The following is a 25633-nucleotide window of genomic DNA, read 5'->3' on the forward strand; positions in this document are numbered from 1 at the left end:
GCGCCGCACCCCCACCGATGTCCGGGTTCAGGGCTTGATGAGGACCTTCAGGCTCTTGCGGTCGGCCATGTCCTGGTAGCCGGCCGGGACGCCGTCGAGGTCGGTGGTGGCGTCGAAGACCTTCCCGGGCTCGATGGTGCCGTCGAGGATGTCGGGCATCAGCTCCTCGATGTAGGCGCGGACCGGAGCCGGTCCGCCGGCGAGCCGGATGTTGTGGCGGAAGAGGCTACCGAAGCCGATCGGTGCCTCCTCGTACTGCGGGACGCCGACGCGGCTGATGACGCCGCCGGGTCGGACGATGCCGACGGCCTGCTCGTAGGCGGGCCTGTTGCCGACGCACTCCAGGACGACGTGCGTGCCGTGCCCGCCGGTCAGCTCACGGACGGCCTCGATGCCTTCGTCGCCGCGGGCGGAGACGACGTCGGTGGCGCCGAACTCGCGGCCGAGGTCGGTGCGGGCCTGGTGACGGCCCATCAGGATGATCTGTTCGGCGCCCAGGCGCTTGGCCGACAGCACCCCCAGCAGGCCGACCGCGCCGTCACCGATCACGGCCACCCGGGTGCGCTCGTTCACACCGCCCGCCACGGCGGCGTGGTGGCCCGTGCCGAAGACGTCCGAGAGCGTCAGCAGGGACGGGATCAGGGCGGAGTCGGCGGCGACGGGGAGCTTGACGAGGGTGCCGTCGGCGAGCGGGACGCGGATCGCCTCGGCCTGGCCGCCCTCCTCGGCTTCGCCGTCCCAGAAGTTGGCCTGGGCGTGGGCGCAGGAGGTGTGCAGGCCCTCACGGCAGAACGCGCAGGTGTTGTCGGAGATGGCGAAGGGGGCGACGACCAGGTCGCCGGGCTTGACGGTGGTCACCTCCGAGCCGGTGTCCTCGACGACGCCGATGAACTCGTGGCCCATCCTCGCGGGCCCGTCCTCCGGCTTGTGCGAGCCGTAGGGCCACAGGTCGCTGCCGCAGACGCAGGAGGCGGTGATACGGACCAGGGCGTCGGTGGGGTGCTTGACGACGGGGTCGGGGACGTTCTCGACGCGGACGTCGCCGGCGCCGTACAGGAGGGTTGCGCGCATCGGAGGTGCTCCTTTTCCGGATCGTGCGTGAGTGTGGTGAGGGGTCAGTGGCGGTGTCGAAGGAGTGCGAGGGCGGTGGTGGGGATCAGGGTGAGGGCGGCGATGGCGGTGCCGACCGCGGCGGGGCCGGTGGTTCCCAGCGACGAGTCGAGGGTGAGGCCGGCGATCCTGGAGCCGACGGCGGTGCCGAGGTTGAACGCCGAGACGGTCAGGACGGAGGCCAGGACGGGGGCCTGGCGTGCGAAGCGGACGGCCAGGGCCATCAGCACCGGGTTGGCGCCGAGGCCGAAGAAGCCCAGCAGGGCGACCAGGACGATGGTGGGCACGGCGTATCCGGCCAGCAGGGAGATCGCGAGGAGCAGGAGGGTCGCTCCCGCGGCGGCCACGACGGTCACCGTGTGCGGGCGGCGGTCGCCCAGTCGGCCTCCGACGAGTGAACCGGCGAGGGCGCCGAGGCCGAAGCCGGCCAGGACCAGCGGTACGGTGCCGGGGGCGATCGCCGACCGGTCGGTCAGCAGGGGCGCGATGTAGGAGTACGCCGCCAGGACACCGCCGGTCGTGGTGGCGCAGGCCGCCAGCACCAGCCACAGGCGGCCGGAGCGCAGCGCGGTCAGCTCGGACCGGATCGACACCGCCTGCTGGTCGCCGTCGTCGTTCGGGACGGTGCGGGCGATCAGGGCGATGGACGCCGCGGAGAGGGCCGCGAGCGCCCAGAACGGTCCGCGCCAGCCCATGAGCTGCCCGGCGAACGCGCCCAGCGGCACACCGACGACGTTGGCGAGCATGGCTCCGGCCCCGACGAGACCGAGGGCGCGGGTACTGGCCGCGGGGCCCGCGGCACGCGCCGCGGCCACATTGGCCACCGCCCAGAACGCCCCGGTGGCGATCGCGGTCAGGAAACGGGCCGCCAGAACCAGCGTGAAGTTCGTGCTGAGGGCGACGATGACGTGCCCTGTGGCGAAGACACCCAGGGCGAGCATCAGGGTCAGCCGCTTCGGCAACCGCAAGGTGAGCATCGCCATGAGCGGGGCGCCGACGATCATCCCGACCGCGAAGACGGTGATCATCAGGCCGGTCCGGGCGACGCCGACCCGCAGGTCTCCCGCGATCTCGGGCAGCAGGCCGGCCACCACGAACTCGGTGGTGCCCATCAGGAACGTGCCCAGCGCGAGCACGTGGACGACGAACGGAAGCCGGGCGGGCGGTGTCCGGTGAGGCTGTGGGGTCCGTGGCCGGGCGGGGGCGTGGAGGGTCGCTCCTCGCGTACTCAAGGTTGATCTCCCGGGGTCGTGATCGGGGTACGTGTCCCCCAGAAGACCGGTTTCCTCACCCCTGAGGAAGGTCGCGTTCATGGGGGGTACAAGCTCGACCTCCCTCCTCGCAAGCGGGTGGCTACCGTGAAACGCATGGATGACCGAAGCGACCACCGCACCGAGATCCGGGACTTCCTGGCCAGCCGCCGCGCGAAGATCACCCCGGAGCAGGCCGGGCTGCCCACCAGCACCCGGCGCCGGGTCCCGGGGCTGCGGCGTGAGGAGGTGGCCGTGCTCGCCGGGGTGAGCACCGAGTGGTACACCCGCCTGGAGAAGGGCCACATCAGCGGAGTCTCCGAGGACGTCCTGGCCGCGGTCGCCCGAGCCCTGGAGCTGAGCGAGGACGAACGCACCTACCTGTTCGACCTGGCCCGCGCCGCCCGGCCCGCCCGGCGCGCACCGTCCCACCGCCGGGACGTCGAGGTCCCGCCGCGCACCCAGTGGATGCTCGACTCCATCACGATGTCCGCCGCCTTCGTGCGCGACGGACGCCTGGACGTCATCGCCCACAACGCGCTCGGGCGGGCCCTGCACGCGCCGATGTTCGACAGCCGCACCGCCACCGACAGACGCGGCCGTCCGAACTTCGCCCGCTACCACTTCCTCGACCCCGGCTCCCGGGACTTCTTCGTCGACTGGGAGGGCGGCGCCACCGCCACCGTCGCGTTGCTGCGGGCCGAGGCCGGGCGGGAACCGCACGACCGGGTGCTGCGCGAGCTGATCGGCGAACTGTCCACCGTCAGCGCCGACTTCCGCACCATGTGGGCCGCGCACGACGTCCGTCTGCGCCACGAGGGCATCAAGCGGCTGCAGCACCCCGAGGTCGGCCACCTGGAGCTGACGTACCAGTCGCTGGACCTGCCCGTGTCGCAGCGAGCCGTGCACAGCCTGAACCTCTACACCGCCGAACCGGGCAGCACGTCCGAAGAGCGCCTCAAACTCCTCGCCAGCCTGGCGGCCACCCCCGTGCCCACCCCCACCACCGAGCCCACCGAGCCCACCGACCGTCCGCGCTGATCTACACCGGCGCCGTCGGGCCGACGGCGCTCGGGGGGTTCGGGACGTGGCGTTTCGGGGGCGTGGGTGTGTGCGGGGTGGTGTGTGGGGCGCCGGCTGGGCTCGATGCCCACTTGCGCGGTCACGAGAGAATGGACGGTGGCCCTCCTCCCGGGACGCCCCCGGGGACCGGCCCACTGAACCGTCGTACGAGGAGGAGAAGACATGGCGGAGCCCACGTCGCGTCGGAACGAACCGCGGCTGCGGCCTGCGCCCCTGCTCTTCGAGCCGGCGGAGGCGGCCGGCGATCCCGAGCACTTCTTCGATCTGGAGTCGATCGACGATCCGCGGGCGTTGCTGTCGCGGGCGACGGAGTTGGCGCAGGCGTTTCGGGCGGCTGCGGACCGGGCTGTCGAGTTCCAGGCGATCGCCGCGGCCCAGCTCGCCGATCCCCGGCGGTTCGACCGGCTGACCCCGGCGGACATCGCGGAGCGGGCGGAGTGGACCGAGGACTACGCGAAGAAGATGATCGAGTACGGGCGGGAGCTGGCTCGGGGACGGGATGTGAGCGGACCGGAGTCCATCTGAGACCCGGGGCCGGGCGGGGCTCCGCGCACCGGCGCTTGCCGGGTGCCGCCTGCCACGCGGCGGCGGCGCCCTGCCCCGCGAAACACCCTCTGGCATATGCCGGATGGGCAAGATACCCCACTTGCTCACCTGCCGTACCAGTTTTCGGTAACTGCCCGGGGTCGGGTGGTGGCGGGCGGTAGATCTAGGTGCATGAGCGCTGGAGTGGGGACGGGCAGGTACCCGGAGGACGGGGTCGATGTCGCCGGGGTCACGGCGGAGGGCGCGGCTTGGCTCGCCTCGGCAGGAACGTATCCGCGGAGCACGCTGATCCTCTGGGAGGAACGGCCGACCGCCCCGGTGGTCCTGCCGTGCGGCACCGTCTTCGACGTCGTCAGCGTGCCCGCGCTCTTCGGGCGGCGGATGCTCGACCGGCTGTGGACCGAGGGCCCCGGCTCCGGACCGGTGGCCGTCTACCGCGGGCGCGTGCTCCTGTTCGCCTCCCCCGGCACCGCCCACCGGTTGCCCACCCTTCTGGAGTGGGAGGAGTGGGGCTCCCCCGGCCGCACCGGCGCGGTCCCGCCCCTCCTCTGTCACGGCACCGGCGACGCGGTCACCGTCCCGGCCGTGCTCGCCCCCGAGGACTCCGACGGCGTCGGCGGCACAGGCGGCTCCGGGGCCCGCGACACCCCCGGTGTCAGCCGGCTCGGTTCCCGCTGGCTCGTCGCTCCGGACACCCGGCGACCTTGGCTTCCCGGGCCCGATGTCCTGCTCTGGGCGGCCGTGCGCGCGGCCCGGTCGAGCACCTCCGCGACCGTGCGCGTATCGATTTTTCCTCCCGCCGATCAGGGTGCTAAGGTCTACGACGTCAGCAGGCGCCGCTAGCTCAGTTGGTTAGAGCAGCTGACTCTTAATCAGCGGGTCCGGGGTTCGAGTCCCTGGCGGCGCACGACACGAAAGAAGCCCCTCGCGGAAGCGAGGGGCTTCTTTCGTGCGCCGGCGCGCTCACCGTCCCGTCGTGCCCGTCGTGATCCGCACGGTCCACGCCCCGGACGCCGTACGCCCCTCCACATCCACCCGCACGGCCTCCCCCGGCACCGTGAAGCTCTCGCCCACGCGCACCGGCGCGTCCGCGAGGGGCGGGTAGACGGACTCCGCCCAGCAGGCCTCGGTGCGCGGGTGGGCGTCCAGGACCTCCATGGGACCGCCGCCGGACTCGGCCCCGCTGCGGATGCGGTAGACGAGGACGCCCTGCGTGCACACGGACGCGTCGTTCCCGACCGCGCCCCGCGCCTCGATCCCGAGCGCGCTGTCGGGCCCCGTACGGACGACCGCCAGCTTCGTACCCCGGCCGGCACCGAACCCCCGCACCCCGGCCGCCACCCCGGCAGCGGCACCGCCACCGCCGACGGCCCCTGCGCCCGCACTCCCGACGCGCCCGCCCCCTCCGCCCGCGTACCGCGCCTCGCCCTCCCCGGTCTCCGCGACCTCCTCCGTCTCCCCCTCGTACGCCCCCCTCGGCCCCGCCCCCACCGCCTCCAGCGTCAGCCGGGTCGTCCCGGCGCCGCGTACGCACGTCACCTGGCGGGGTTCCAGCCAGCCCAGCTTCCACTTGTGCCAGGCGAACAGGTCCGGGGCGAGGGCGAACTGGCTGCCCATGAGGTCCCAGTCGCCGACATGGGTGTCCCAGTCACCCTTGCCGTCGGCGGGGCGGTGGTAGAGGTCGGGGAGGTCGAAGACATGGCCGGTCTCGTGGGCGAGGACGAGCCGGTCCGGTGGGTGCCGCTCGAACACGGTGACGACCCGGCGCAGCCCCGTGCCGTCGACCTCCAGCGGGGTCTGCAGATTCACCACCTTGGTCGCGTCCGAGTCGACACCGGGCGCGTGCGGGTCGGCCACGAAGTACACGATGTCGTAGCGGGAGAAGTCGACGTGCGGGTCGGCCGTGGCGAGGGCGTCCCTGAGGTAGGCGGCCCGATGCGTCGCGTTCCAGTCACGTCGTATGGCGTACGCCGTCGACGGCTGGGGCATCTCCAGCCACTCGCGGCGCGGATGGGGACGGAGGGCGAACTTGCCGTACGACGCGCGTTCGAAGAACTCGCTGGTGGCCGGAAAGTGATCCGCGGTCAGCTCGGCCGGTGTGGTGAGAGGGGCCGCGTCCGGGAATGACAAGAATACGAGTACGGCGTCGAGGTCGCGGGTGGGGCGTGGATAGGCGGAGTTCCAGGTGTCAACACCCTCCGAGTGGTGCGCCTGGGTGCGCCGCAGCGTGCACGGCTCCGACAGCGGAACGGCGGAAGGGGCCGCGATCAGGGAGGTCGCGGCCAGCGCGGTGAGGGAGGTGAGCATGGCCGCTGTACTGCGCAGCACGGGCGCCCGGTCGCCCAGGAGGTCCTTCCAGGGGAGCGGACGCTGCACGGGGACCTCCGGACGTGGATCTTGGGAACGCCGCGTCCAGATTTTCGGAATTAGTAGTACTTTGCCCTGTTTATCTGCACCAGAAGGGTGAGGGGCGGTCGTTCGACCCCGCTCGCCCGCGCCCCGGGGCACGCCCGCCGACACCCCGCGCGCTCACGGAACGTCACAAGCGATCCACGGAAAGGGGAAGCCGTTCAGCTCGGGGCAGAAACGATCTGTCAGATCAGGTCGTTGTTCAGGGAGACTGGAGAGTGGCTGGAAGGCCCTGGGGTCAGCCTCTATGATCGGCACACTTTCCTGCACGGACACGGCTTGAGCGCCCTTACGTACCTGGTTCGGCCGCTCCGACGAGACACATGAGATCCGTACGAAAACGAGTGCACTGCGGGAGCGAACGGTGAGCGGAACGTCCCAAGGGCCGGCGCCCGCGGCAGATCTCCTCCAGCCGGCGATTACAGAGCGTCACGCCAATGCGTCAGTTCAGTCGTCTGAGACGCCCCAGCGGCCTCAGTCGCCCCAGTCACCTCAGCCACCTCAGCCGACCCAGTCGTCGGAGGAGAGTCCCACGACCCCCGCCGCCTTCTCCCTCGCGCCGCTCGCCATGGCCGTCGTCGACCGGGACGGGCTGGTCGTCACGGCCAACGGGGCGATGGGGACCCTTCTGGGGACGGGCTCCGAGCCGCTCGTGGGCCGGGTCGCCGCCGACCTGGTGGACCTGACCTCGGACACCCGCACCTGGCACGCGTACCGCGAGGTGCTGCGCGGACGGCAGGCCCGGCTGCGCTGTACACGACGGCTGAAACAGCCGGACGGGACCTGGCTGTGGGTCCAGGTCTCGGTGGCACCGCTCCCCGAGGAGGAGCGGGCGGTCCTGCTCTCGGTCACCGACATCAGCGCGAACCGTCGGCTTCAGGCCAGGCTCCACCATCTGCAGATGCACGACCCGGTCACCCGGCTCCCCAACCGCACCTTCTTCTTCGAACAGCTCTCCGCCGCCCTCGAACAGGAGGCGTACGACGGGGCCGGCACCGGCCGCATCGGCCTGGTCTACCTGGACCTGGACGGGTTCAAGGCGGTCAACGACACCCTCGGCCATCGCGTCGGCGACCGGCTCCTCACGGCCGTCGCCGAGCGGCTCACCCGCTGCGCCGATGAAGCCGCGCTGCTCCGCACGGCCGGAGCGGCGGCCGGGGCACCGCTGGTGGCTAGACTCGGCGGTGACGAGTTCGCACTGCTCGTGGAGGACTCCACCGGCACGGAGCAACTCGCCGATCTGGCCGACTCGGTCCTCAAGGCGCTGCAGGCGCCCTTCGACCTGGCCGGGCAGCGGCTGTCCGTCTCCGCCTCGATCGGGGTCGTCGAACGGCAGTCGGCGAGCACGACGGCGACGGGGCTGATGCAGGCCGCCGACACCACGCTGTACTGGGCGAAGGCCGACGGCAAGGCCCGCTGGACGCTGTTCGACCCCGAGCGCAACGCCCACCGGATGACCCGTCAGGCCCTGTCGTCCACGCTGCGGGCGGCCGTCGGGCGGGGCGAGTTCGTCCTGGAGTACCAGCCGCTGGTGGGTATGGCGGAGGGCGAGGTGCGCGGGGTCGAGGCGCTGGTGCGCTGGCATCACCCGACGTTCGGCCTGTTGACGCCGAATCGGTTCATCTCACTGGCCGAGGAGGACGGTTCGATCGTCCAGCTCGGACGGTGGATTCTGGCCACCGCCTGTCGGCAGGCCCGGCGCTGGCAGATCGACCACCCCGAGCGGGCCCCGATCTTCGTCAGTGTGAACGTCGCCGTCCGCCAGGTCTGGGACTCCGACCTGGTCGCCGATGTCGCCGAGATCCTCGCGGAGACCGGCCTCGCCCCGCACCTGCTGCAGCTGGAGCTCACCGAGTCCGCGCTGATGGGCTCCGCCGGCCGCCCCCTCCAGGCACTCAAGGCCCTGAGCGACATGGGCGTCCGCATCGCCATCGACGACTTCGGCACCGGGTACTCCAACCTGGCGTACCTCAGCCGGCTGCCGGTGTCGGTGCTGAAGCTGGACGGTGCGTTCGTCCGGGGGTTCCAGTACGAGGACGGGGAGGAGGACGGGGGTCCGGGCGGGGCCGGGGTCCCTGCCACCGCCGGCGAGGTCGGAGACGCCGGGCAGCCCAACCCCGCCGACGAGATCATCGTCGAGGCCCTCGTGCAGCTCGCCCACCGGCTCGGGCTGTCCGTCACGGCGGAGGGCGTGGAGACCGACGCGCAGGCCTCGCGGCTGCGCCGGCTCGGCTGCGACACCGGGCAGGGGTGGCTGTACTCCCGCGCGGTGTCGCCGGAACGGATCGCCGAACTGCTCGGGGCGGCGGCCTGCCCTCAGGCCTGAGCGGCGCCCTCCGCGGGAGGGAGTCGCGGCAGGTCGTAGGCGTCCGCGATCAGGTCGTACGAGCGCAGGCGTACGTCGGCGCTGTGGGCGTGGGTGGTGAGCATCAACTCGTCGGCGCCCGTGCGCTTGTGGAGGTCGTCGAGGCGGGTGCGGACCTCGTCGACGGTGCCGTGGACGACGTCCGCGTTCCAGGAGTCGATGAAGTCCTCTTCGATCACGCTGAACTCGTACGCCTCAGCCTCCTCCGGCGTCGGGACGAGACCGGGGCGGCCGGTGCGCAGCCGGACCATGTTGAGCGCGGCGGCCCTGACCTGGCGGCGGGCCTCCTTCTCCTCGTCGGCGGCGAGGGCGGAGACGCCGATCAGCGCGTACGGGGCGTCCAGGACCGCCGAGGGGCGGAACGACTCGCGGTACAGGTCGAGCGCCGGGATCGTGTTGCGCGCGGAGAAGTGGTGGGCGAAGGCGAAGGGGAGGCCGAGGGAGCCGGCCAGGCGGGCGCTGAAGCCGGAGGAGCCGAGCAGCCAGATCGGGGGGCGGTGCGGGGACTGGACGCCGCCGGGTGAGGTGCTCTGGATCGGGCCCGGGACCGCGTGGATACGGCGGTAGGGGTGGCCGTCGGGGAAGTCGTCGTCCAGGAAGCGGGTCAGCTCCGCGAGCTGCTCGGGGAAGTCGTCGGCGCCCTCGTTCAGGCGGGCCGAGCGGCGGAGGGCGGCGGCGGTGGCGCCGTCGGTGCCGGGGGCGCGGCCGAGGCCGAGGTCGACGCGGCCGGAGGCCATGGCTTCGAGCGTGCCGAACTGCTCCGCGATGACCAGGGGAGCGTGGTTGGGGAGCATCACGCCGCCCGAGCCGAGGCGGATGCGGGTGGTGTGGGCGGCGAGGTGGGCGAGGATCACGGCCGGGGAGGAGGAGGCCACGCCGGGCATGGAGTGGTGTTCGGCCACCCAGTAGCGGTGGAAACCGCGTTGTTCGGTCTGGCGGGCGAGGGTGACGCTGGTGCGGAGGGCGTCCGTGGCGGTGCGGCCGGCGCCGACGGTGACCAGGTCGAGGACGGAGAGGGGGAACTGGGCGGTGCCCTTGGTTTCGCCTCGTATCTCGGCTGTGGTCACGGTGGGGCCTCCTGGGGGTGGGGTCGCGGCCTGCGGGTCGCGGGTACGGGGCTAGTAACAGGAGGGTGGCTCCGGTTATTCCCTCGCCCCCGCCGCCCCTACCCGTCCCACCCACAGGGGCTGCGCCCCTTTGACCCCCCACCTCGTGTCCGACTGCGGGTCCGGTGGGGGTTCTCGCGCAGTTCCCCGCGCCCCTGAAAGGCCTGCTGCCCTTTCGGGGCGCGGGAGTCTGCCGGGAGTCACACCTGCACGATCGGCTCACGTGTGAACAGTGCTCCCAGTTCTGGGGCGTTGACCCTCCTGTCCGCCAGCCTCAGGGCCTCCCAGACCGTGACCTGGTTGGCGGTGAGGACCGGTTTGCCGAGTTCCTTCTCCAGGGTGGGGATGTGGGAGGCGGTGTGGAGGGCCGTGTCGGGGAGGAGGAGGGCGTTCGCGTCCGGGTGGTCGGCGGCGCGGGCGAGGGTGAGGGTCTCGTCCAGGCCCCAGGTGCCGACCTCCGCCGCCGTGATGATGCCGGCGCCCCGGACGGAGAGGACCTCGATGCCGGCCGTCGCCAGGAAGTCGACGAAGAGGCGGGCCACGTCGTCGGGGTAGGTCGCCGCCACCGCCACCTTGGTGGCGCCGATCTCCCGGGCCGCGTGGGCGAAGGCGAAGGACGTGGAGGAGGCGGGCAGGCCGGCGGCGTGGGCGAGGGCGCGGACCTGGTCCTGGGCGCCTTCGTACCCGTGGACGAAGCTGCCGCTGGTGCAGGCCCAGACGACGGCCTCCGCGCCGGACAGACGCAGGGCCTCGCAGCCGGCGGCCAGCCGTTCGGGGGCGCCCATCTCGCGCAGGGCGTCCACGCGGTGGGCGTCCTCGCCGATGTCGGTGTGCACCACGTCCACCCGGATGTCGCTGCCGAGCAGTTGCTCCATACGCGGATAGTCGTCCTCGGCAGAGTGGCCCGGGTAGAGGAAACCGAGTGCGGTCATGCCCAACCTTCCTGTTCTTCCGGCAGTACCGGCGGTGGCGGAACAGGTCCCGCACCGAACGTCTGCCTGGCCGACTCGTCGAGCAGAGCCTGGTACGGACCCACCGCCCGAGTACCCAGATGACGCAGCGCCGCCCATATCGTCACCTGGTTGGCCGAGATCACCGGCATCCGCAGTTCCGCTTCCAGTTGGGGGATGACGTCGTACGTGGGGAGGTTGGTACAGGAGATGAAGAGGGCGTCCGGTGTGGTCGTCCGGACCGCGCGGTGGGCCATGGCGACCACGTCGTGGTACGGGACCTTCCAGATGTGGCGGACCAGGCCGAGCGAGGCGCGGCCGGTGACCAGGATGCCCGCCTCGGCGAGGTACTCCTCCAGGGACTGGGTGACCGAGACGGTGTACGGGGTGACCAGGGCGACGCGGTGCGCGTTCAGCTCGGCCAGGGCGGCGAGCATCGCGCCGGAGGTGGTGACGGCGTGCGCGGCGCCCGCGCGGGTCATCGCCTCGCCCATCGCGCGCTCCCCCGCGACCCCGCCGACGAAGCTGCCGCTGGTGCAGGCGTAGGCCACGACCTCCGGCGCGACCTCGTTCAGCGCCCGGACCGCCTCGTGGAGCGTCTCGTGCTCGGAGACCAGCCGGGCCAGGTCGAGGCTCACCTCGACGGGGACGTACGGGGTCCGGGTGAGGTGCAGGGAGACGTCGTCCGGGACCCAGCGCCACAGCTCTCGGTCGAGGGCGAAGTCGAACGGGGCGATGACACCGACGCCGCGCTGCGGCAGGGGTCCACCGAGGAAGGAGACGTTCATGACAGCCACCGGCCTCACGGAGAGAGATGTGCGGACGACAGAACGTGCGCAAGTCCTTGTTGACGAAGGTAGGTTCGGGTGCGAGCGTGGTCAATCAGTGCATGTCACACGCATCTCGTGGGGCCGCTAGAGCCGCTAGGGCCGCTTTCGATCGTGAGGGGTTCCCTTCGCCCATGACCTCGACCTCGACTCCCCGGCCGACCCTCCTCGTCCTCGACGCCGAGCCGCGTCCCCGGCTCGGGCGGCTCACCGGGCGGGCGACCGTCGAGTACGCCGACGCCTCGACGCTGGCCGCGCGGCTGCCGTACGCCGATGTGCTGCTGGTGTGGGACTTCACCTCCCGCGCGGTGCGGGAGGCCTGGCCGGGCGGCGGGCCCCGGCCGCGCTGGGTGCACACGGCGAGCGCGGGCGTCGACCATCTGCTCTGTCCCGAACTGGTCGCCGCCGAGGACACGGTGGTGACGAACGCGCGCGGGGTGTTCGAGGCGCCGATCGCCGAGTACGTCGCCGCGCTCGTCCTCGCCATGGCCAAGGACCTGCCGCGCAGCTGGGAGTTGCAGGGGCGGCGGGAGTGGCGGCACCGGGAGGCGCTACGGGTGGCGGGCGGCCGGGCGTGTGTGGTGGGGTCCGGGCCGATCGGGCGGGCGATCGAGCGCTGCCTCAAGGCGCTCGGCCTGCACACGGCCCTGGTCGGGCGGACCGCGCGGCCCGGCGTGCATGGCCCGGAGGAGCTCGACCGGTTGCTGGCCCGCGCCGACTGGGTGATCGCGGCCGCGCCGCTGACGGAGGCGACGTACGGCATGTTCGACGCCCGGCGCTTCGGGGTCATGCAGCCGTCCGCGCGGTTCGTCAATGTGGGGCGGGGGCAGCTCGTGGTGGAGGACGCGCTCGTCGAGGCGCTGCGCAAGCGGTGGATCGCGGGGGCGGCGCTGGATGTCTTCGAGCGCGAGCCGCTGGGCCCGGACGACCCGCTGTGGGACGTCCCCGGGCTGATCGTCTCGCCCCACATGAGCGGGGACACGGTGGGGTGGCGGGACGAACTCGGCGCCCAGTTCGTGGAGTTGTTCGAGCTGTGGGAGGCGGGCAAACCGCTGCCCAACGTGGTCGACAAGCAGCGCGGGTACGTGCCCGGGCATTGAACTCCCCTGGGAGGGGCCGGATGTCGGAGCTCACGGAACTGACCGCACTGTCCGCCGTACGACTGGTCGAGGGGTACCGCAAGGGCGAGTTCAGCCCCGTGGAGGTGGCGCGGGCGGTGCTGGAGCGGGCCGAGCGGATCCAGCCGGCCGTGAACGCGTTCGTGCGCGTCGATGCCGAGGCGGCGCTCGCGCAGGCGCGGGAGTCGGAGGGGCGCTGGCGGCGCGGGGAGCCGGCCGGGGCGGTGGACGGGGTGCCCGTCACCGTGAAGGACATCCTGCTGATGCGGGGCGGGCCCACCCTGAAGGGCTCCAGGACCATTGCGGAGCAGGGGAGTTGGGACGAGGACGCGCCCTCCGTGGCCCGGCTGCGGGAGCACGGGGCCGTCTTCCTGGGGAAGACCACCACGCCCGAGTTCGGCTGGAAGGGCGTCACGGACTCGCCGCTCAGCGGGGTGACGCGGAACCCGTACGACCTCTCGCGCACGGCCGGGGGGTCCAGCGGGGGCGCGGCGGCGGCCGTCGCGCTCGGGGCGGGGCCGCTGGCGCTGGGCACCGACGGGGGTGGCAGTGTGCGGATTCCGGCCGCGTTCTGCGGGGTGTTCGGGCTGAAGCCGACGTACGGGCGGGTGCCGCTGTATCCGGCGAGCGCGTTCGGCACGCTGTCGCATGTGGGGCCGTTGACGCGGGACGCGGCGGACGCGGCGCTGATGCTGGACGTGGTCTCCGGGCCCGACGCGCGGGACTGGTCGGGGCTGGGGCCGGTCCCCGGGTCCTTCATGGACGGGCTAGCGGGCGGGGTGCGGGGGTTGCGGGTCGCGTACTCGGCGTCGCTGGGCGGGCAGGTGGCCGTGCAGCCGGGGGTCGCGCGCGTGGTGCGGCGGGCGGTGGAGGGGCTGGCCGGGCTCGGTGCGTACGTCAGTGAGGCCGACCCCGACTTCTGTGATCCCGTGGAGGCGTTCCACACGCTGTGGTTCAGCGGGGCGGCGCGGGTGACGCAGCGGTTGGGGGCGGAGGGGCGGGCCGCCCTGGATCCGGGGTTGCGGGAGATTCGGGAGGTCGGGGCTCGGCTTTCCGCTTTGGAGTATCTGGCCGCGGTGGATGTGCGGATGGATCTGGGGCGGCGGATGGGGGCGTTCCACGAGCGGTACGACGTGTTGGTGACGCCGTCGGTGCCGGTGACGGCGTTCGAGGCGGGGGTGGAGGTGCCGGGGGGTTCCGGGCATCGGCGGTGGACGGGGTGGACGCCGTTCACGTATCCGTTCAACCTGACGCAGCAGCCGGCGGGGAGTGTTCCGGTGGGGTGCGATGAGGGTGGGTTGCCGGTGGGGCTTCAGGTGGTGGGGGCTCGGCATCGGGACGATCTGGTGCTTCGGGTGGCGCACGCGTTGTACGAGGCGGGGGTTGCGGGGGTGGCCGCGCCGGCCGGGCTCGCCTCCTGAGTTTGTTCGCCCCCGCCGCCCCTACCCGTCCCATCCCAGGGGCGCCGCCCCTTCGACCCCGGGGGGTGGGGGTGGGCAGAGGTGCGTTGTCGGGTGCGGGTGCGTGGGGCTTCTCGCGCAGTTCCCCGCGCCCCTGAAAAGCAGGGGCTGCGCCCCGTGCTTTTCAGGCCCGCAGGGCCGTGGTCTTTCAGGCCCGCAGGGGCCTGATGCTTTTTTCAGGCCCGCAGGGGCCTGGTCTTTTAGGGGCGCGGGGAACTGCGCGAGAAGCCCCACGCACCCGCACCCGCCGGCGAATCCCGCACCCCCTCCCCCATAGGCGCCCCACGCACCTCACGCCCTCCGGAACCGCAGCGTCTCCCCCACCGCCCCCGTCCTCCACAGGTCGTTGCACGCGGCAGCCATCTCCTCCAGGCCCTCGACCACCTGGCCCCACACGATCCCCGGCACCCACCCCACGTCCCCGTTGAGCAGCAGGTTGTTGCGCTCGTAGAAGAGGGCCAGGTCCACGAGGGTGGTGTCGGGGCGGACCTGCTCGTCGTAGCCGTACGCGTCCGTGGCGAGTTCCGTGCCGGCGAAGGAGAAGTAGCAGAGGTCGCCGGGGATGGGGGTGACGGTGGGGTTCTCCAGGGGTGGTTCCTGGGCGGCGAAGGGTGGGAAGAGGGCGTAGATCTCGTTGCGGGCGTACTTCGCGTGGTAGACGTCCCCGGACAGCGGCAGGGCGTCCCAGACGGCGGCGCACGTACGCGGCGCGAGGTCGTCCAGGAGCTTCGCCCGGCACACGACCTGGCGCTTGAGCAGGGAGATCTCCAGATGGCGGTCTGTCCTGTCACTCATGTCTTCCATGGTGCCGCCGGGGTCAAGGGCGCCCCGCGGGTGTGTGCGAGGGTCGTGAAGGGCGCCGCGGTGGCGTGAATACATCGCATCGGGTCGGGTAGCCGCGCGCCCATGGCTCCAGCAACGAAAACCTCCGGGAGAACCGGGAAGACACGCGACCCCAGCCGCCGCTCCCTGCTCGTCGGCGCCTCCGCGCTCGCCACGGCGGGTGCGCTGGGCGCCGCCGGGTGCAGCCGGGTGGCCACGGCCTCCGGCACGAAGGGGGGTGAGCTGCTGGACCGGCTGCGCGCCCAGGGCGTCGTACGGCTCGGTATCGCGGGCGAGATCCCGTTCGGTTACATCGACACCGACGGCAAGCTGACCGGCGAGGGGCCGGAAGTGGCCCGGGTCGTCTTCAAGCGGCTGGGCGTGGGACGGGTCCAGCCCGTGCCCACCGAGTTCGGGTCGCTCATACCCGGGCTGAACTCCCAGCAGTTCGATGTCGTCTCCGCCGGGATGTACATCAACCCCGAGCGCTGTGCCGAGGTCATCTTCTCCGAGCCCGACCACGAGATGCTGGACGCGTTCGTGGTGAAGAAGGGCAACCCCAAGGGGCTGAACGACTACGAGGACGTGATCCGCGCCAAGGCGAAGTTCGCCACGGGCTCCGGGTACGCGCAGATCGCGCACGCCGTCGAGGCCGGGTACAAGGAGAGCGACATCGTCATCGTGCCCGACCAGGTGGCCGGGATGAACGCCGTGGAGGCGGGCCGGGTCGACGTGTTCGCAGGGACGTCGCTGACCACCCGCGAGGTGGTCAAGAAGTCCCGCACGACGGAGGCGACCAAGCCGTTCGCCGCGCTCGTCGACGGCAAGCCCCGGGTGGACGGCGCGGGCTTCGCGTTCCGGCCGGCCGAGACACGGCTGCGGGACGCCTTCAACGTCGAGCTGCGGAAGATGAAGGAGAGCGGCGAACTGCTGCGGGTGCTGCGGCCCTTCGGGTTCACCGAGGTCGAGATGACCGACCTGACCACGAAGGAGCTCTGTCGCTCATGACACCAGGGCTCTGGGAACTCGTACTGCGCGGCGTCTGGGTCACGCTCCAACTGCTGGTGTTCGGCGCCCTGCTGGCCACGGTCGTCTCCTTCGTGGTCGGGGTCGCGCGCACCCACCGGCGGTGGATCGTCCGCTTCGTCGCGGGCCTCTACACCGAGGTGTTCCGCGGTACCTCCGCGCTGATCATGATCTTCTGGGTGTACTTCGTGCTGCCGCTGGCCTTCGGCTGGCAGCTCGTCCCGATGTGGGCGGGCGTCCTCGCCCTCGGACTGACGTACGGGGCGTACGGGGCCGAGATCGTGCGCGGCGCCCTGACCGCCGTGGATCCGGCGCAGCGCGAGGGCGGTATCGCGCTGAGCTTCACCCCGTGGCAGCGGATGCGGCTGATCCTGCTGCCGCAGGCCGTCCCGGAGATGATCCCGCCCTTCGCCAACCTGGTCGTCGAACTGCTCAAGGGCACGGCGCTGGTGTCGGTCATGGGCATGGGCGACCTGGCGTTCAGCGGCAGCCTGGTGCGGCTGGCGCTGCAGGAGAGCGTGGAGATCTACGCGTATCTGCTGGTCATCTACTTCGTGATCGCCTTCCTGCTGACCCGCGCCATGCGGGTGCTGGAGCGGCGGCTGAAGGCCGGGCTGGGCAAGGCCCCGGCACGGAAGGCGGCCGTGCCGCCGGCGCGTGTCCCCGAGGGCGCGGGCGCGGGAGGTGCTGCCTGATGAACTGGGACTGGAACGCGGTCACCGACTTCCTGCCGCACTTCTACGACGGTCTGCTGGTCACCTTGCAGGCGCTGGCCCTGGGGTCGGTCGTCTCCTTCCTGCTCGGGCTGGTGTGGGCGCTGCTGGTGCGGACGCCGACCCGCTGGGTGAGCTGGCCGGTGGGCGTGGTCACGGAGTTCATCCGGAACACCCCCCTGCTGGTCCAGCTGTTCTTCCTCTTCTACGTGCTGCCGGAGTGGGGGCTGACCTTCTCGGCGCTGACCACGGGCGTCTTCGCGATCGGGCTGCACTACTCGACGTACACGATGCAGGTCTACCGGGCCGGTATCGAGGCGGTGCCGGCGGGCCAGTGGGAGGCGGCCACGGCGTTGAACCTGCCGGTGCGGCGCACCTGGACGGTGGTGATCCTGCCGCAGGCGGTCCGCCGGGTGGTGCCCGCGCTGGGCAACTACGTGATCTCGATGCTCAAGGACACCCCGATCCTGATGGTGATCACGGTCCCGGAGATGCTGAGCGAGGCACGGCTCTACGCCCAGGAGACCTTCCGTTTCACCGAGCCCCTGACCGTCATCGGGGTGGCCTTCATCCTCATCTCCTATCTGGCCTCCCTGCTTCTGCGAACCCTGGAGCGACGCCTTGTCCGCTGACACCCCGCTGATGAAAGAACCCGACGCCCCCGTGGACCGGCCCGTCGACCGCAGTGAGCTGATCCGCTTCGAGAACGTGACCAAACGATTCGGCAGCAACACCGTCCTGGACCGGCTGGACTTCTCGGTCGACGCGGGCAAGCACGTCACGCTGATCGGCCCGTCCGGCTCCGGCAAGACGACGATCCTGCGGCTGCTGATGACCCTGACCAAGCCCGACGAGGGCACGATCACCGTCGGCGGGCAGCGCCTGTTCCCCGCGAGCGAGAAGCAGTGCCGAGAGGTCCGCAAGAACATCGGGATGGTGTTCCAGCAGTTCAACCTCTTCCCCAACATGAAGGTGCTGCGGAACATCACCGAGGCGCCCGTCACCGTCCTCGGGCTCTCCAAGGACGAGGCCGAGGCGCGCGCCCGCGAACTGCTCGACATGGTCGGGCTCGCCGACAAGTGCGACGCCTATCCGACCCAGCTCTCCGGCGGACAGCAGCAGCGGGTGGCCATCGCGCGGGCCCTGGCGATGCGCCCGCAGGTGCTGCTCCTCGACGAGGTGACGTCGGCGCTCGACCCCGAGCTGGTCGCGGGCGTGCTCGACCTGCTCAGGGACATCGCCCGCACCACCGACATCACGATGCTCTGTGTGACCCACGAGATGAACTTCGCCCGGGACATCTCGGACCAAGTTCTGATGTTCGATTCTGGCCAGGTGATCGAGTCGGGCAGCCCCGAGAAGATCTTCGGCGACCCGTCGCACGAACGTACGCGGGAATTCCTCGGCGCGGTCCTCTGATCACGGTAAGTGAACGACCGAACGCGTGGGAACGCCCGAGGTCCGCCTGCCGGGCCATGCCCTCGGCATATGCCAGAGTGCTGGTCCGGCAGTTGGGAGGCCTGCGGGTGCGGGGATTTTCTCGCGAACAACCCCTCCACGTACGGCTCTTGGGCCGTATCGTGGGACACGGCAAACTGTCCGAAAAACGGCCCGAGAAGCGCAGGGGGAAACCGTGGCGCTCAAGCACGAGCCGACCGCGCCGTACCACTCGGCCCAGGACGCCCTGCGCGTCCTGGAGACGGTGGCGCGGCACGCAGGTGGCGTCACCGACGCCGAGATCGCCCGTCGCACCGGCGTCGACAGTGAGCGGTTGACCGCGCTCCTGCGGATGCTGCGTCGCGAGGGATATGTGGAGCAGACCACCGACGGCGCCTACGTCACCGGCGCCGCACTCGCCCGGCTGGGCTCCGCCCAGGGTCATGACCAGGCCCTGCGCGAGCAGCTCCGGCACACCCTCGACCGGCTGCGCGACTCCGTGGGCGCCGCCGTCTATGTCACCCGCTATCTGGACGGGGAGATCCAGGTCACCGGCTGGGCCGACAGCCCGGCCATGCCCGCGGTCCACGAGTGGGTCGACTTCCGCTCCTCCGCCCATGCCACCGCGTTCGGCAAGGGCCTGCTGGCCCAGCTCGACCTCAACGGCCGCCGCGACCACCTCTCGCGGCACCGCCCGGCCCGGCTCACCGCCCGCACGATCACCAACGAGAAGGTGCTGCTGAGCAAACTCGACGCCCAGACCCCCACGGTCCCGGTCCTCGACCTCCAGGAGTACGCGCCGGGCACGGTCTGCGCGGCCGTCCCCCTCACCGCGGGCTCCGCCGTCGGCTGCCTCGCGCTGTCGCTGCCGCTGCGGCACGCGCACCGGCTGCGGGCGGCGGCGCACACCCTGAACCGGGAGGCCGCTCCGGTGCTGCTGTCGTTGGCGATCTAGCGGCCGCCCGTTCCACCGAGATCCAGCTCACGTTTAAGTGGTCGAGGGCACCCGTCCGGACCAGGTAGTATTTTCTCTGTCGCCAGCCGCGGAAGCGGAAGAGCGACAGAGTCTGCGCCGCTAGCTCAGTTGGTTAGAGCAGCTGACTCTTAATCAGCGGGTCCGGGGTTCGAGTCCCTGGCGGCGCACGATGACGATGGCGAGGCATGTTCGCAGAAAGCGCGAACCTGCCTCGCCATCGTCGTTATTGCGCGGCTTCGCCGCGCGCCGTGGGGGCTTCGCCACCCACACCCCCCTCCCCGTGTGGCCCTCAGCCTCTGAGGTAAGCCAGCACCGCCAGCACCCGGCGATGGGTGTTCTCCGCCGGAGGCAGGTCCAGCTTTCCCAGGATGTTGCCGATGTGCTTGCCGACGGCCGCCTCGGTGACGACCAGCTCCCGGGCGACGGCCCCGTTCGACTTGCCCTCCGCGACCAGCGCGAGCACCTCCCGCTCGCGCGGGGTGAGCGCCGCCAGCGGATCACGCCGGCGCCGCAGCAGCTGACGTACGACCTCGGGGTCGACGACCGTGCCCCCGGCCGCGACCCGCTCCACCGCCTCCGCGAACTGTTCGACCTGGCCGATGCGGTCCTTGAGGAGATAGCCGACGCCGGTGCCGTCGCCTGTGTCCAACAGATCGGCGGCGTAAGCGCGTTGGACGTACTGGCTGAGGACGAGGACCGGCAGGGCGGGGTTCGCCGCGCGGAGTTCGAGCGCGGCCCGCAGGCCCTCGTCGGTGAGGCCGGGCGGCATGCGGACGTCGGTGACGACAAGGTCGGGGGTGTACGACCGCACGGCGGTGATCAGCGACTCCGCGTCCCCGACCGCCGCGACGACCTCGTGGCCGAAGCGGGTCAGGACGCCGATGAGCCCTTCCCGCAGCAGCACGCTGTCCTCGGCGAGCACGATCTTCAGCGCTGCAGGCACGGGATCTCCAGGGACAGGACGGTCGGGCCGCCGGCCGGGCTGTGGACGGACAGTGTCCCATCGAGCACCGCGAGCCGATCGGCGAGGCCGGTGAGTCCCGTGCCGCGCGCGGGATCGGCGCCGCCCGCGCCGTCGTCGCGCACCTCCACCCGCAGCCGTCCGCCGGTGTACCGCCCGGCGATCCACGCGCGCTCCGCCCCGCTGTGCCGGCCGATGTTGGCGAGCGCCTCCCGGACCGCGAAGTAGGCAGCCGCTTCCACGGACTCGGCGAACCGGGGAAGGTCCACGTCCAGCTCCACGGGTACGACGGACCGGTCGGCCGCGTCGGCGAGGGCGTCCGCGAGGCCGTAGTCGGCGAGGACCTGGGGATGGATGCCGTGGATCAACTCCCGCAGCTCCCCCAGGACTTGATCGGCCTCGCGGTGGGCGGCGGCGAGCCGGTCGGCCAGTGCGGGCGGGGCGTCGAGCCGGGCCAGGCCCAGGGTCATGCTCAGGGACACCAGGCGCTGCTGGGCCCCGTCGTGCAGATCGCGTTCGATCCGGCGCCGTTCCGCCTCGAAGGCGGCCACCAGCCGGGCCCGCGACCGGGTCACCTCGTCGAGGCGCCGTTCCGCCTCGGCCTCGCTCGGCGCGAGCAGCAGCCGGGCGAGCGCCGCACGGGCCCGCGCGTACCGGACGAGGGGCCACAGCAGCGCGAGGAGGAGGACGATCCCGGCGACCGTGCACAGCAGGGCCTGGCCGTAGGAGTCGATCAGCCAGAGCTTGGCGATCCGCGCGTCACCGCTGGCGCTGCTCGTCGTCGCCAGCTGCACGGGCGCCCCGATCATCGCGCCGGGCACGCCCAGCGCGACGAACAGCACGATCACGTCCAGCGGCCACAGCGCGAACGCGAGCAGCACGATGTACGCCAGCTCCCGCCAGGTCGCCCGCTCGGTCAGCCGCAGCCGGGCCCAGGCGGCGAGACCGGGCTCGGCCGGGGTGGCGTGCGGGTCGGGCGGCGGCGGGGTACGGGTGAGGGCCAGCCGTCGCCGTTCGAGGGCGCCGACGGGGATGCCCGACAGGACGGCCACCGCGAGCAGCGGCAGGCCCACCAGGGCCGGGGCCAGGGCGAGTCCGAGGATGCCCAGGACCAGCAGCACCACCAGCAGGGGGGCGCCGACGAGGACACCGCTCAGCAGGTAGGCCACCGCGCGCGGCAATTCCCGTACGACCGTTCGGATCATGGGGTCACGGTAGGCGGGGGCGGCGGGCGGCAGCCATACGCGCAGCCGGTGTACGGGAGGTGGGCCCAGCCCTACCCCGTCACCTCGTCAGCAACTCCTCCCGCCCGCGCGCCCGGTACTCCGACACCAGCCGCGCCAGGTCCACCGCCGAGAACTTGCGGTACGCCCACTTCCCCGGCGGACGCCACCAGACCGGGTCGGCGCAGCGGAAGCCCTCGCGGCGGAGGGTGGCGCGCTGGATCTTGTTGGTGGCGGTGACGGGCATGGACCGCACGACCCGTACGAAGCGCGGGGTCATCTTCGTGCCCAGGTCGGGCTGGGCCAGCAGGAACTCGGCGAAGCGGCAGGGGTCGAAGGTGCCGGCGACGGTCGCCATGACCTGGTCCCCGGCGACCGGGTCGGGGACCGCGTACACGGCGACGGCCTCGGCGCCCTCGTAGCGGGCGAGGATGTTCTCGATGACGGCGGCGGCGAGGTTCTCGCTGTCGACGCGGAGGCGGTCGTCGGTGCGGCCGGCGAAGTGGAGGAAGCCGTCGGTGTCGCGGTAGAAGAGGTCGCCGGTCCAGTACCAGCCGTCGCGGCGGCGGGCGGCGTCCGCCTCCGGGTTGCGCCAGTAGCCCTCGAAGGGGTTGGGGCCCCGGTTGACCAACTCCCCGATCGCCTCGGTGCCGTTGAGCAGTCGGCCGTCCTCGCCGAAGACGGCCGGCGGGCACTCCTTCCGGGTCTCCGGGTCGACCACCGCGAGATCGTCGCCGGGTGCCGCCCGCCCGATCGCACTGGGTGGCGTCCCGGGCGTGCGCTGGATCGCCGCCCCGCCCTCGGACGACCCGTACCCCTCCACGAGCCGCACCCCGAAGCGTTCCTCGAACGCCGCCGCGTCCACCGCGCCCGCCTCCGTGCCGAAGCCCATGCGCAGGGGGGTGTCGCGGTCGTCGGGGCGGGGCTCGGTGGCGAGGAGGTACTGCACGGCCCGGCCGACGTAGGTGAAGTACGTGGCCCGGTAGGCCCGTACGTCGTCCAGGAACGCGGAGGCCGAGAAGCGGCGGCGCAGGGCGACACCGGCCCCCGCGACCAGGGCCGGGGCCCAGTCGGCGATGACCGCGTTGCCGTGGAACATCGGCATGCAGACGTAGTGCACGTCGTCCCGCCGCACCCCGAAGCGGTCCACCAGGGCCCGCCCGGCCGCCGCGAGCCGTCCCTGGGAGCAGATCGCGGCCTTGGGCGCGCCGGTGGAACCGGAGGTGAAGTAGAGCAGGAGGCGGTCGGCGGGGGTGGCCCGGGTGGGGTCGGGCACGGCGCCCGCGTACGGGGCGAGGAGGTCGGCGTACGGCCGGGTGCCGGTGACCAGGACGCGGACGCCGGGGAGTTCGAGGCCGTCGAGGAGCGGGAGGTGGGCCTCCTCGGTGATGAGGACCCGGCACTCGGTGTGCAGGATGTCGCGGGCCAGTTCGGGGCCGCGCCGGGTGGGGTTGACGCCGGCGACGGCCGCGCCCGCCAGGGCCGCCGCGCTCAACCACAGGGGGAATTCGGGGGTGTTGTCGAGGAGGACACCGAGGTGCGGGTGGGCCTCCGGTGGCAGGAGGTCGGCGAGCAGGGCCGCGCGGGCGGCGGCCCCGGCGGCGACCTCGTGGTGGGTCAGGACCTGTTCCTCGAACCACAGCCCGGGCCGGTGGTCGCCCCACCGGTCGGCGACGAGCTGTGCGACCGTGCGCCTCGTGGACTCCATGTCGGCGCACGGTAGTTGACGTACCGTCAGATGAGGAGAGTCACGGCGTCGGGAACGACGGGTCCGTGGAGAACTGGTGGTAGGTGACCATGAAGAAGACGCAGAACGCGAAGCCCACCCCGAGGAAGGCCAGGATGCCGAGACCGGCCGCGGCGTGCTTGACCCGCTCGCCGGGGGCGTGGGCCGTGGCGACCACGTTCGGGCCGTCGGTGTAGTGGACGGTGACGAAGTCGCCCTCGACCGTCGTCATCGGCCCGTCCTCCTCCTCGAAGCGGATGGAACGTCCGTCGCGGGTCGTGAACTCGTAGACGTGGTGGATCGTCGTGCTCACGCGGCTGTGCTCGCCGCCGCTGTCACTGACCGTGGTGAACGTCCTCAGGCAGCGGGCCTCGGCCGTCAGGCCGCTGCTCCAGGCCCTTCTGACGCGCAGCCAGCGGTTCAGCACCCGGTAGGCCATGAAGCCGATGAAGGCCATCATGATGGTAGGGATGAGGTAGAAGAAGACGTCCATGGTGTTCCCCCCGAGTTCGGCCCGCCGCCCTGGTCGGCGACGTGTGGGGAACGTACCCGTACGACGGCCCCGCGCAGCTCAAGAGAGCCTCAGAACTGGCGGGGCCGGAGGGCGAGTTGCTCAGAAGGTGACGTCCGAGCAGGCGTAGAACGCGTTGGTGGTGTCGGCGATCGTCCAGACGGCGACGATCACATGGTGGCCGCTCAGCCCTGACGGCAGGCGCCCTGTGTGGGAGAGCGTGGACGGTGGGCGCTGGCCGTTGTAGGGGACGGTGAAGAACGGGGTCAGGTTGAGGTCGGAGCGGGCGAGGGCGTGGTTCTGGTTCCAGCCCGCCCTGGTGACGTAGTACTTGAAGTCGGTGGTGGCGTGCATGGCCGTGAACTGCCAGCGGAACGTGTAGTTCTGACCGCCCGTCACCCGGGTGGTGGGCCAGGCGCCGCCGCCCGGCTTCGTGGACGCGTTGAGCTGGTTGAACCTGCTGTTGCCACCGGAGCAGATCTGGCCGTCAGCCGGCCCTGAGCCCGGGAAGCCCTTCGGTCCCTCGACGCTCTGCGGTTCCCACTGGATGTCGCCGCAGTTGGTCACGGTGCCGTTCTGACAGAGCTTCTGCCGGCTGACGGGAAGGTCGGTGTAGCCGTGGCCGGAGGCGCCACCACTGGAGAGGACGAGCGCTCCGGTGGTGGCGAGGCCGACGCCGGCGGCATACCACTTGGTCCTGCTACGCGTGAGCTTGCGCATGCTGCCGCTCCCTGGAGTACGTGGGGGTGTTTCCAGGTCTAGACCAAGTCCCAGATTATGGGCGCGGATTCAACATGTCCATACCAATTCCCGGGTTCACGGGGACACTTCGCGGCGCCCTGTATAGAACGCCACCGTCAGGTCCTTCACCAGCGCCTTGCGCTCGTAGTCGTCGAGTTCGACCAGGCCGCGCATGGTCAGCCGGGTCACCGTGTCCTCGACGGAGTCGACGACGGAGGTGAGCACGGTGTCCCGGTGCTGGGCGTCGAGCGCCGCGATCCGGCGGCGCTGCATCACGGCGGCCACCTCGGGCGCGTACTCGATCCGGACCGGCTGGACCGAGAACACCTCCATCCCGACCGGCGCCGCGTCCGCCGCCACCAGCCGGGTCAGCGCCTCCCCCACCGCCTCGGTGTTGCGCAGCGTCGAGTCCCGCACCAGCGCTCCCGGCGCCACGTCCGCCGGCAGCTGCGACAGCACCCGGGAGACCGCCGCCTCCACGCACTCGCGCAGGTACCGCTCATGGTCCTCGATCCCGAGCAGGGCCCGCGCGGTGTCCCTGACCCGCCATGCCACCAGGACGACGACCCGCAGCGCCACCCCGTTCGCGTCGACCGCCGCCATCGGCTCGCTCCGCCAGTGCCGCAGCCGTACGTCGACGCGACGACGCAGCACGAACGGGTTCACCCAGAGCAGTCCGGTGCGGCGGACCGTCCCCCGGTAGCGCCCGAACAGCCCCAGCACCCAGGCCCGTCCGGTCCGCCCGCGCGCCAGCCCGCCGAACCCGAACATCGTCAGCGCCCCGGCCCCCGCGTACGCGGCCCACTGCGCCGGTCCGAGCCCGGCGCCCGCGTACGCCGTCGGCAGCCCGAGCGCCCGGACCGCGAGCCCCGGCAACACCCCGGCCCACCAGGAGGTGAGCACGCATCCGGCCACCCCGCACGTCCCGCCCAGCACCCCCACCACCCCGGGCATCACCCGCGCCGGCCGCTCGACGAGTTCGGGGTCGACCTCGACCGCGGGGCGCGGCTTCATCGAGGCGGGCCCCTGTCTGATGCGCGGCTGCTCGCCGGTGCCGCGCCGCCGGCCCACGACGGCGGGGGTGACCGGGACGGAGACCGGGGCGGGGTCGTCCCGGAACAGCAGATGGACGGGGATCTCGGTGGTCGTCTCGTTCTGGATGAGCCGGGCGGGCCGCGCGGCCCCCTCGGGCTCCGGCGTGTGTGAGGTGGTCGTACTCATACGTGCCTCCGTGCCTCCGCGCAGGAAGAGCCGTGGTGAGAGTCGGTGAAGG

Annotated in this window: 24 protein-coding genes and 2 tRNA genes; 13 read left to right on the forward strand and 13 right to left on the reverse strand. The window is 71.9% G+C overall.

Annotated elements, in window-relative coordinates; all coding sequences use genetic code 11:
- Window positions 1-27: 27 nt before the first annotated feature.
- Window positions 28-1071 (reverse strand): zinc-dependent alcohol dehydrogenase family protein, encoded by a 1044-nt coding sequence (locus PUR53_RS25680; RefSeq protein ID WP_329894748.1) that lies wholly within the window; start codon window positions 1069-1071, stop codon window positions 28-30.
- A 44-nt stretch (window positions 1072-1115) separates the two neighbouring features.
- A complete protein-coding gene (locus tag PUR53_RS25685) occupies window positions 1116-2342 on the reverse strand; it encodes an MFS transporter (protein WP_329894747.1) in 1227 nt (408 codons plus the stop codon).
- A 135-nt stretch (window positions 2343-2477) separates the two neighbouring features.
- On the opposite strand from PUR53_RS25685, the gene PUR53_RS25690 reads away from it, so the two are divergent.
- The 4 genes from PUR53_RS25690 (at window position 2478) to PUR53_RS25705 (ending at window position 4896) form a co-directional block, all read left to right on the forward strand.
- Window positions 2478-3401, forward strand: a complete 924-nt coding sequence (locus PUR53_RS25690) for a helix-turn-helix transcriptional regulator (RefSeq protein WP_329894746.1) — start codon at window positions 2478-2480, stop codon at window positions 3399-3401.
- 204 nt (window positions 3402-3605) lie between these two features.
- Window positions 3606-3968, forward strand: a complete 363-nt coding sequence (locus tag PUR53_RS25695) for a hypothetical protein (protein WP_329894745.1) — start codon at window positions 3606-3608, stop codon at window positions 3966-3968.
- A 192-nt stretch (window positions 3969-4160) separates the two neighbouring features.
- Complete coding sequence (locus tag PUR53_RS25700; protein WP_329909770.1) at window positions 4161-4832, forward strand: bifunctional DNA primase/polymerase; 672 nt, start codon at window positions 4161-4163, stop codon at window positions 4830-4832.
- Window positions 4823-4896, forward strand: a tRNA-Lys gene (locus tag PUR53_RS25705). Before PUR53_RS25700 ends, PUR53_RS25705 begins: the two co-directional genes overlap by 10 nt.
- Window positions 4897-4952: 56 nt before the next feature.
- Here PUR53_RS25705 and PUR53_RS25710 read toward each other — a convergent pair.
- A complete protein-coding gene (locus tag PUR53_RS25710; RefSeq protein ID WP_329909771.1) occupies window positions 4953-6365 on the reverse strand; it encodes a M6 family metalloprotease domain-containing protein in 1413 nt (470 codons plus the stop codon).
- A 601-nt stretch (window positions 6366-6966) separates the two neighbouring features.
- On the opposite strand from PUR53_RS25710, the gene PUR53_RS25715 reads away from it, so the two are divergent.
- On the forward strand, window positions 6967-8724 hold the full coding sequence (locus tag PUR53_RS25715; protein WP_443080356.1) for a putative bifunctional diguanylate cyclase/phosphodiesterase: 1758 nt from the start codon (window positions 6967-6969) through the stop codon (window positions 8722-8724).
- On the opposite strand, the gene PUR53_RS25720 is transcribed toward PUR53_RS25715, so the two are convergent.
- The 3 genes from PUR53_RS25720 to PUR53_RS25730 form a co-directional block, all read right to left on the reverse strand.
- A complete protein-coding gene (locus PUR53_RS25720; RefSeq protein ID WP_329909774.1) occupies window positions 8715-9830 on the reverse strand; it encodes an LLM class flavin-dependent oxidoreductase in 1116 nt (371 codons plus the stop codon). The genes PUR53_RS25715 and PUR53_RS25720 overlap by 10 nt on opposite strands.
- 239 nt (window positions 9831-10069) lie before the next feature.
- Window positions 10070-10801: a maleate cis-trans isomerase family protein gene (locus PUR53_RS25725; protein WP_329894740.1), complete on the reverse strand. Its 732-nt coding sequence runs from the start codon at window positions 10799-10801 to the stop codon at window positions 10070-10072.
- Window positions 10798-11607 carry a maleate cis-trans isomerase family protein gene (locus PUR53_RS25730; protein WP_329894739.1) on the reverse strand — a complete coding sequence of 270 codons (810 nt, stop codon included), beginning with the start codon at window positions 11605-11607 and terminating at the stop codon, window positions 10798-10800. Before PUR53_RS25730 ends, PUR53_RS25725 begins: the two co-directional genes overlap by 4 nt.
- Window positions 11608-11780: 173 nt before the next feature.
- On the opposite strand from PUR53_RS25730, the gene PUR53_RS25735 reads away from it, so the two are divergent.
- Window positions 11781-12746 carry a D-2-hydroxyacid dehydrogenase gene (locus tag PUR53_RS25735; protein WP_329894738.1) on the forward strand — a complete coding sequence of 322 codons (966 nt, stop codon included), beginning with the start codon at window positions 11781-11783 and terminating at the stop codon, window positions 12744-12746.
- 20 nt (window positions 12747-12766) lie between these two features.
- Window positions 12767-14185 (forward strand): amidase, encoded by a 1419-nt coding sequence (locus tag PUR53_RS25740; protein ID WP_329909775.1) that lies wholly within the window; start codon window positions 12767-12769, stop codon window positions 14183-14185.
- 330 nt (window positions 14186-14515) lie between these two features.
- Here the strand turns inward: PUR53_RS25740 and PUR53_RS25745 are convergent, their stop codons facing one another.
- On the reverse strand, window positions 14516-15019 hold the full coding sequence (locus PUR53_RS25745) for a DUF3830 family protein (RefSeq protein WP_329909776.1): 504 nt from the start codon (window positions 15017-15019) through the stop codon (window positions 14516-14518).
- Between the two features lie 111 nt (window positions 15020-15130).
- Between PUR53_RS25745 and ehuB the strand changes: the two genes are divergently transcribed.
- The 6 genes from ehuB to PUR53_RS25775 all read left to right on the forward strand — a co-directional run bounded on the left by ehuB (window position 15131) and on the right by PUR53_RS25775 (window position 19365).
- Window positions 15131-16054, forward strand: a complete 924-nt coding sequence (ehuB, locus tag PUR53_RS25750; protein WP_329894735.1) for an ectoine/hydroxyectoine ABC transporter substrate-binding protein EhuB — start codon at window positions 15131-15133, stop codon at window positions 16052-16054.
- Window positions 16051-16767 carry an ectoine/hydroxyectoine ABC transporter permease subunit EhuC gene (gene ehuC, locus PUR53_RS25755; RefSeq protein WP_239754658.1) on the forward strand — a complete coding sequence of 239 codons (717 nt, stop codon included), beginning with the start codon at window positions 16051-16053 and terminating at the stop codon, window positions 16765-16767. Before ehuB ends, ehuC begins: the two co-directional genes overlap by 4 nt.
- Window positions 16767-17417, forward strand: a complete 651-nt coding sequence (gene ehuD / locus PUR53_RS25760) for an ectoine/hydroxyectoine ABC transporter permease subunit EhuD (protein ID WP_239754659.1) — start codon at window positions 16767-16769, stop codon at window positions 17415-17417. Before ehuC ends, ehuD begins: the two co-directional genes overlap by 1 nt.
- Before the next feature lie 10 nt (window positions 17418-17427).
- Window positions 17428-18204: an ectoine/hydroxyectoine ABC transporter ATP-binding protein EhuA gene (ehuA, locus tag PUR53_RS25765; RefSeq protein WP_329894760.1), complete on the forward strand. Its 777-nt coding sequence runs from the start codon at window positions 17428-17430 to the stop codon at window positions 18202-18204.
- Window positions 18205-18418: 214 nt separating this feature from the next.
- Window positions 18419-19177 (forward strand): IclR family transcriptional regulator, encoded by a 759-nt coding sequence (locus tag PUR53_RS25770; RefSeq protein WP_239754661.1) that lies wholly within the window; start codon window positions 18419-18421, stop codon window positions 19175-19177.
- Between the two features lie 114 nt (window positions 19178-19291).
- Window positions 19292-19365: transfer RNA gene (locus PUR53_RS25775), tRNA-Lys, on the forward strand.
- A gap of 122 nt (window positions 19366-19487) precedes the next feature.
- Here the strand turns inward: PUR53_RS25775 and PUR53_RS25780 are convergent.
- From PUR53_RS25780 to PUR53_RS25805, 6 genes are all read right to left on the reverse strand, one after another.
- The gene (locus PUR53_RS25780) at window positions 19488-20141 is read right to left on the reverse strand and encodes a response regulator transcription factor (protein ID WP_329909777.1); all 654 of its coding nucleotides are present in this window, start codon (window positions 20139-20141) and stop codon (window positions 19488-19490) included.
- Window positions 20126-21364 (reverse strand): sensor histidine kinase, encoded by a 1239-nt coding sequence (locus PUR53_RS25785; protein WP_329909778.1) that lies wholly within the window; start codon window positions 21362-21364, stop codon window positions 20126-20128. The genes PUR53_RS25780 and PUR53_RS25785 overlap by 16 nt, the downstream gene beginning before the upstream one ends.
- A gap of 79 nt (window positions 21365-21443) precedes the next feature.
- Window positions 21444-23090 (reverse strand): long-chain-fatty-acid--CoA ligase, encoded by a 1647-nt coding sequence (locus tag PUR53_RS25790; protein WP_329909779.1) that lies wholly within the window; start codon window positions 23088-23090, stop codon window positions 21444-21446.
- 40 nt (window positions 23091-23130) lie between these two features.
- Window positions 23131-23601 carry a DUF3592 domain-containing protein gene (locus PUR53_RS25795; RefSeq protein ID WP_329909780.1) on the reverse strand — a complete coding sequence of 157 codons (471 nt, stop codon included), beginning with the start codon at window positions 23599-23601 and terminating at the stop codon, window positions 23131-23133.
- A gap of 120 nt (window positions 23602-23721) precedes the next feature.
- Window positions 23722-24339, reverse strand: coding sequence for a lytic polysaccharide monooxygenase auxiliary activity family 9 protein (locus PUR53_RS25800; RefSeq protein WP_329894729.1), 618 nt, complete (start codon window positions 24337-24339; stop codon window positions 23722-23724).
- A gap of 96 nt (window positions 24340-24435) precedes the next feature.
- Window positions 24436-25581 carry an SPFH domain-containing protein gene (locus tag PUR53_RS25805; protein ID WP_329894728.1) on the reverse strand — a complete coding sequence of 382 codons (1146 nt, stop codon included), beginning with the start codon at window positions 25579-25581 and terminating at the stop codon, window positions 24436-24438.
- Between the last annotated feature and the right edge of the window lie 52 nt (window positions 25582-25633).

This window comes from Streptomyces sp. SP18BB07 (assembly GCF_036322545.1).
GTDB lineage: Bacteria > Actinomycetota > Actinomycetes > Streptomycetales > Streptomycetaceae > Streptomyces > Streptomyces deccanensis.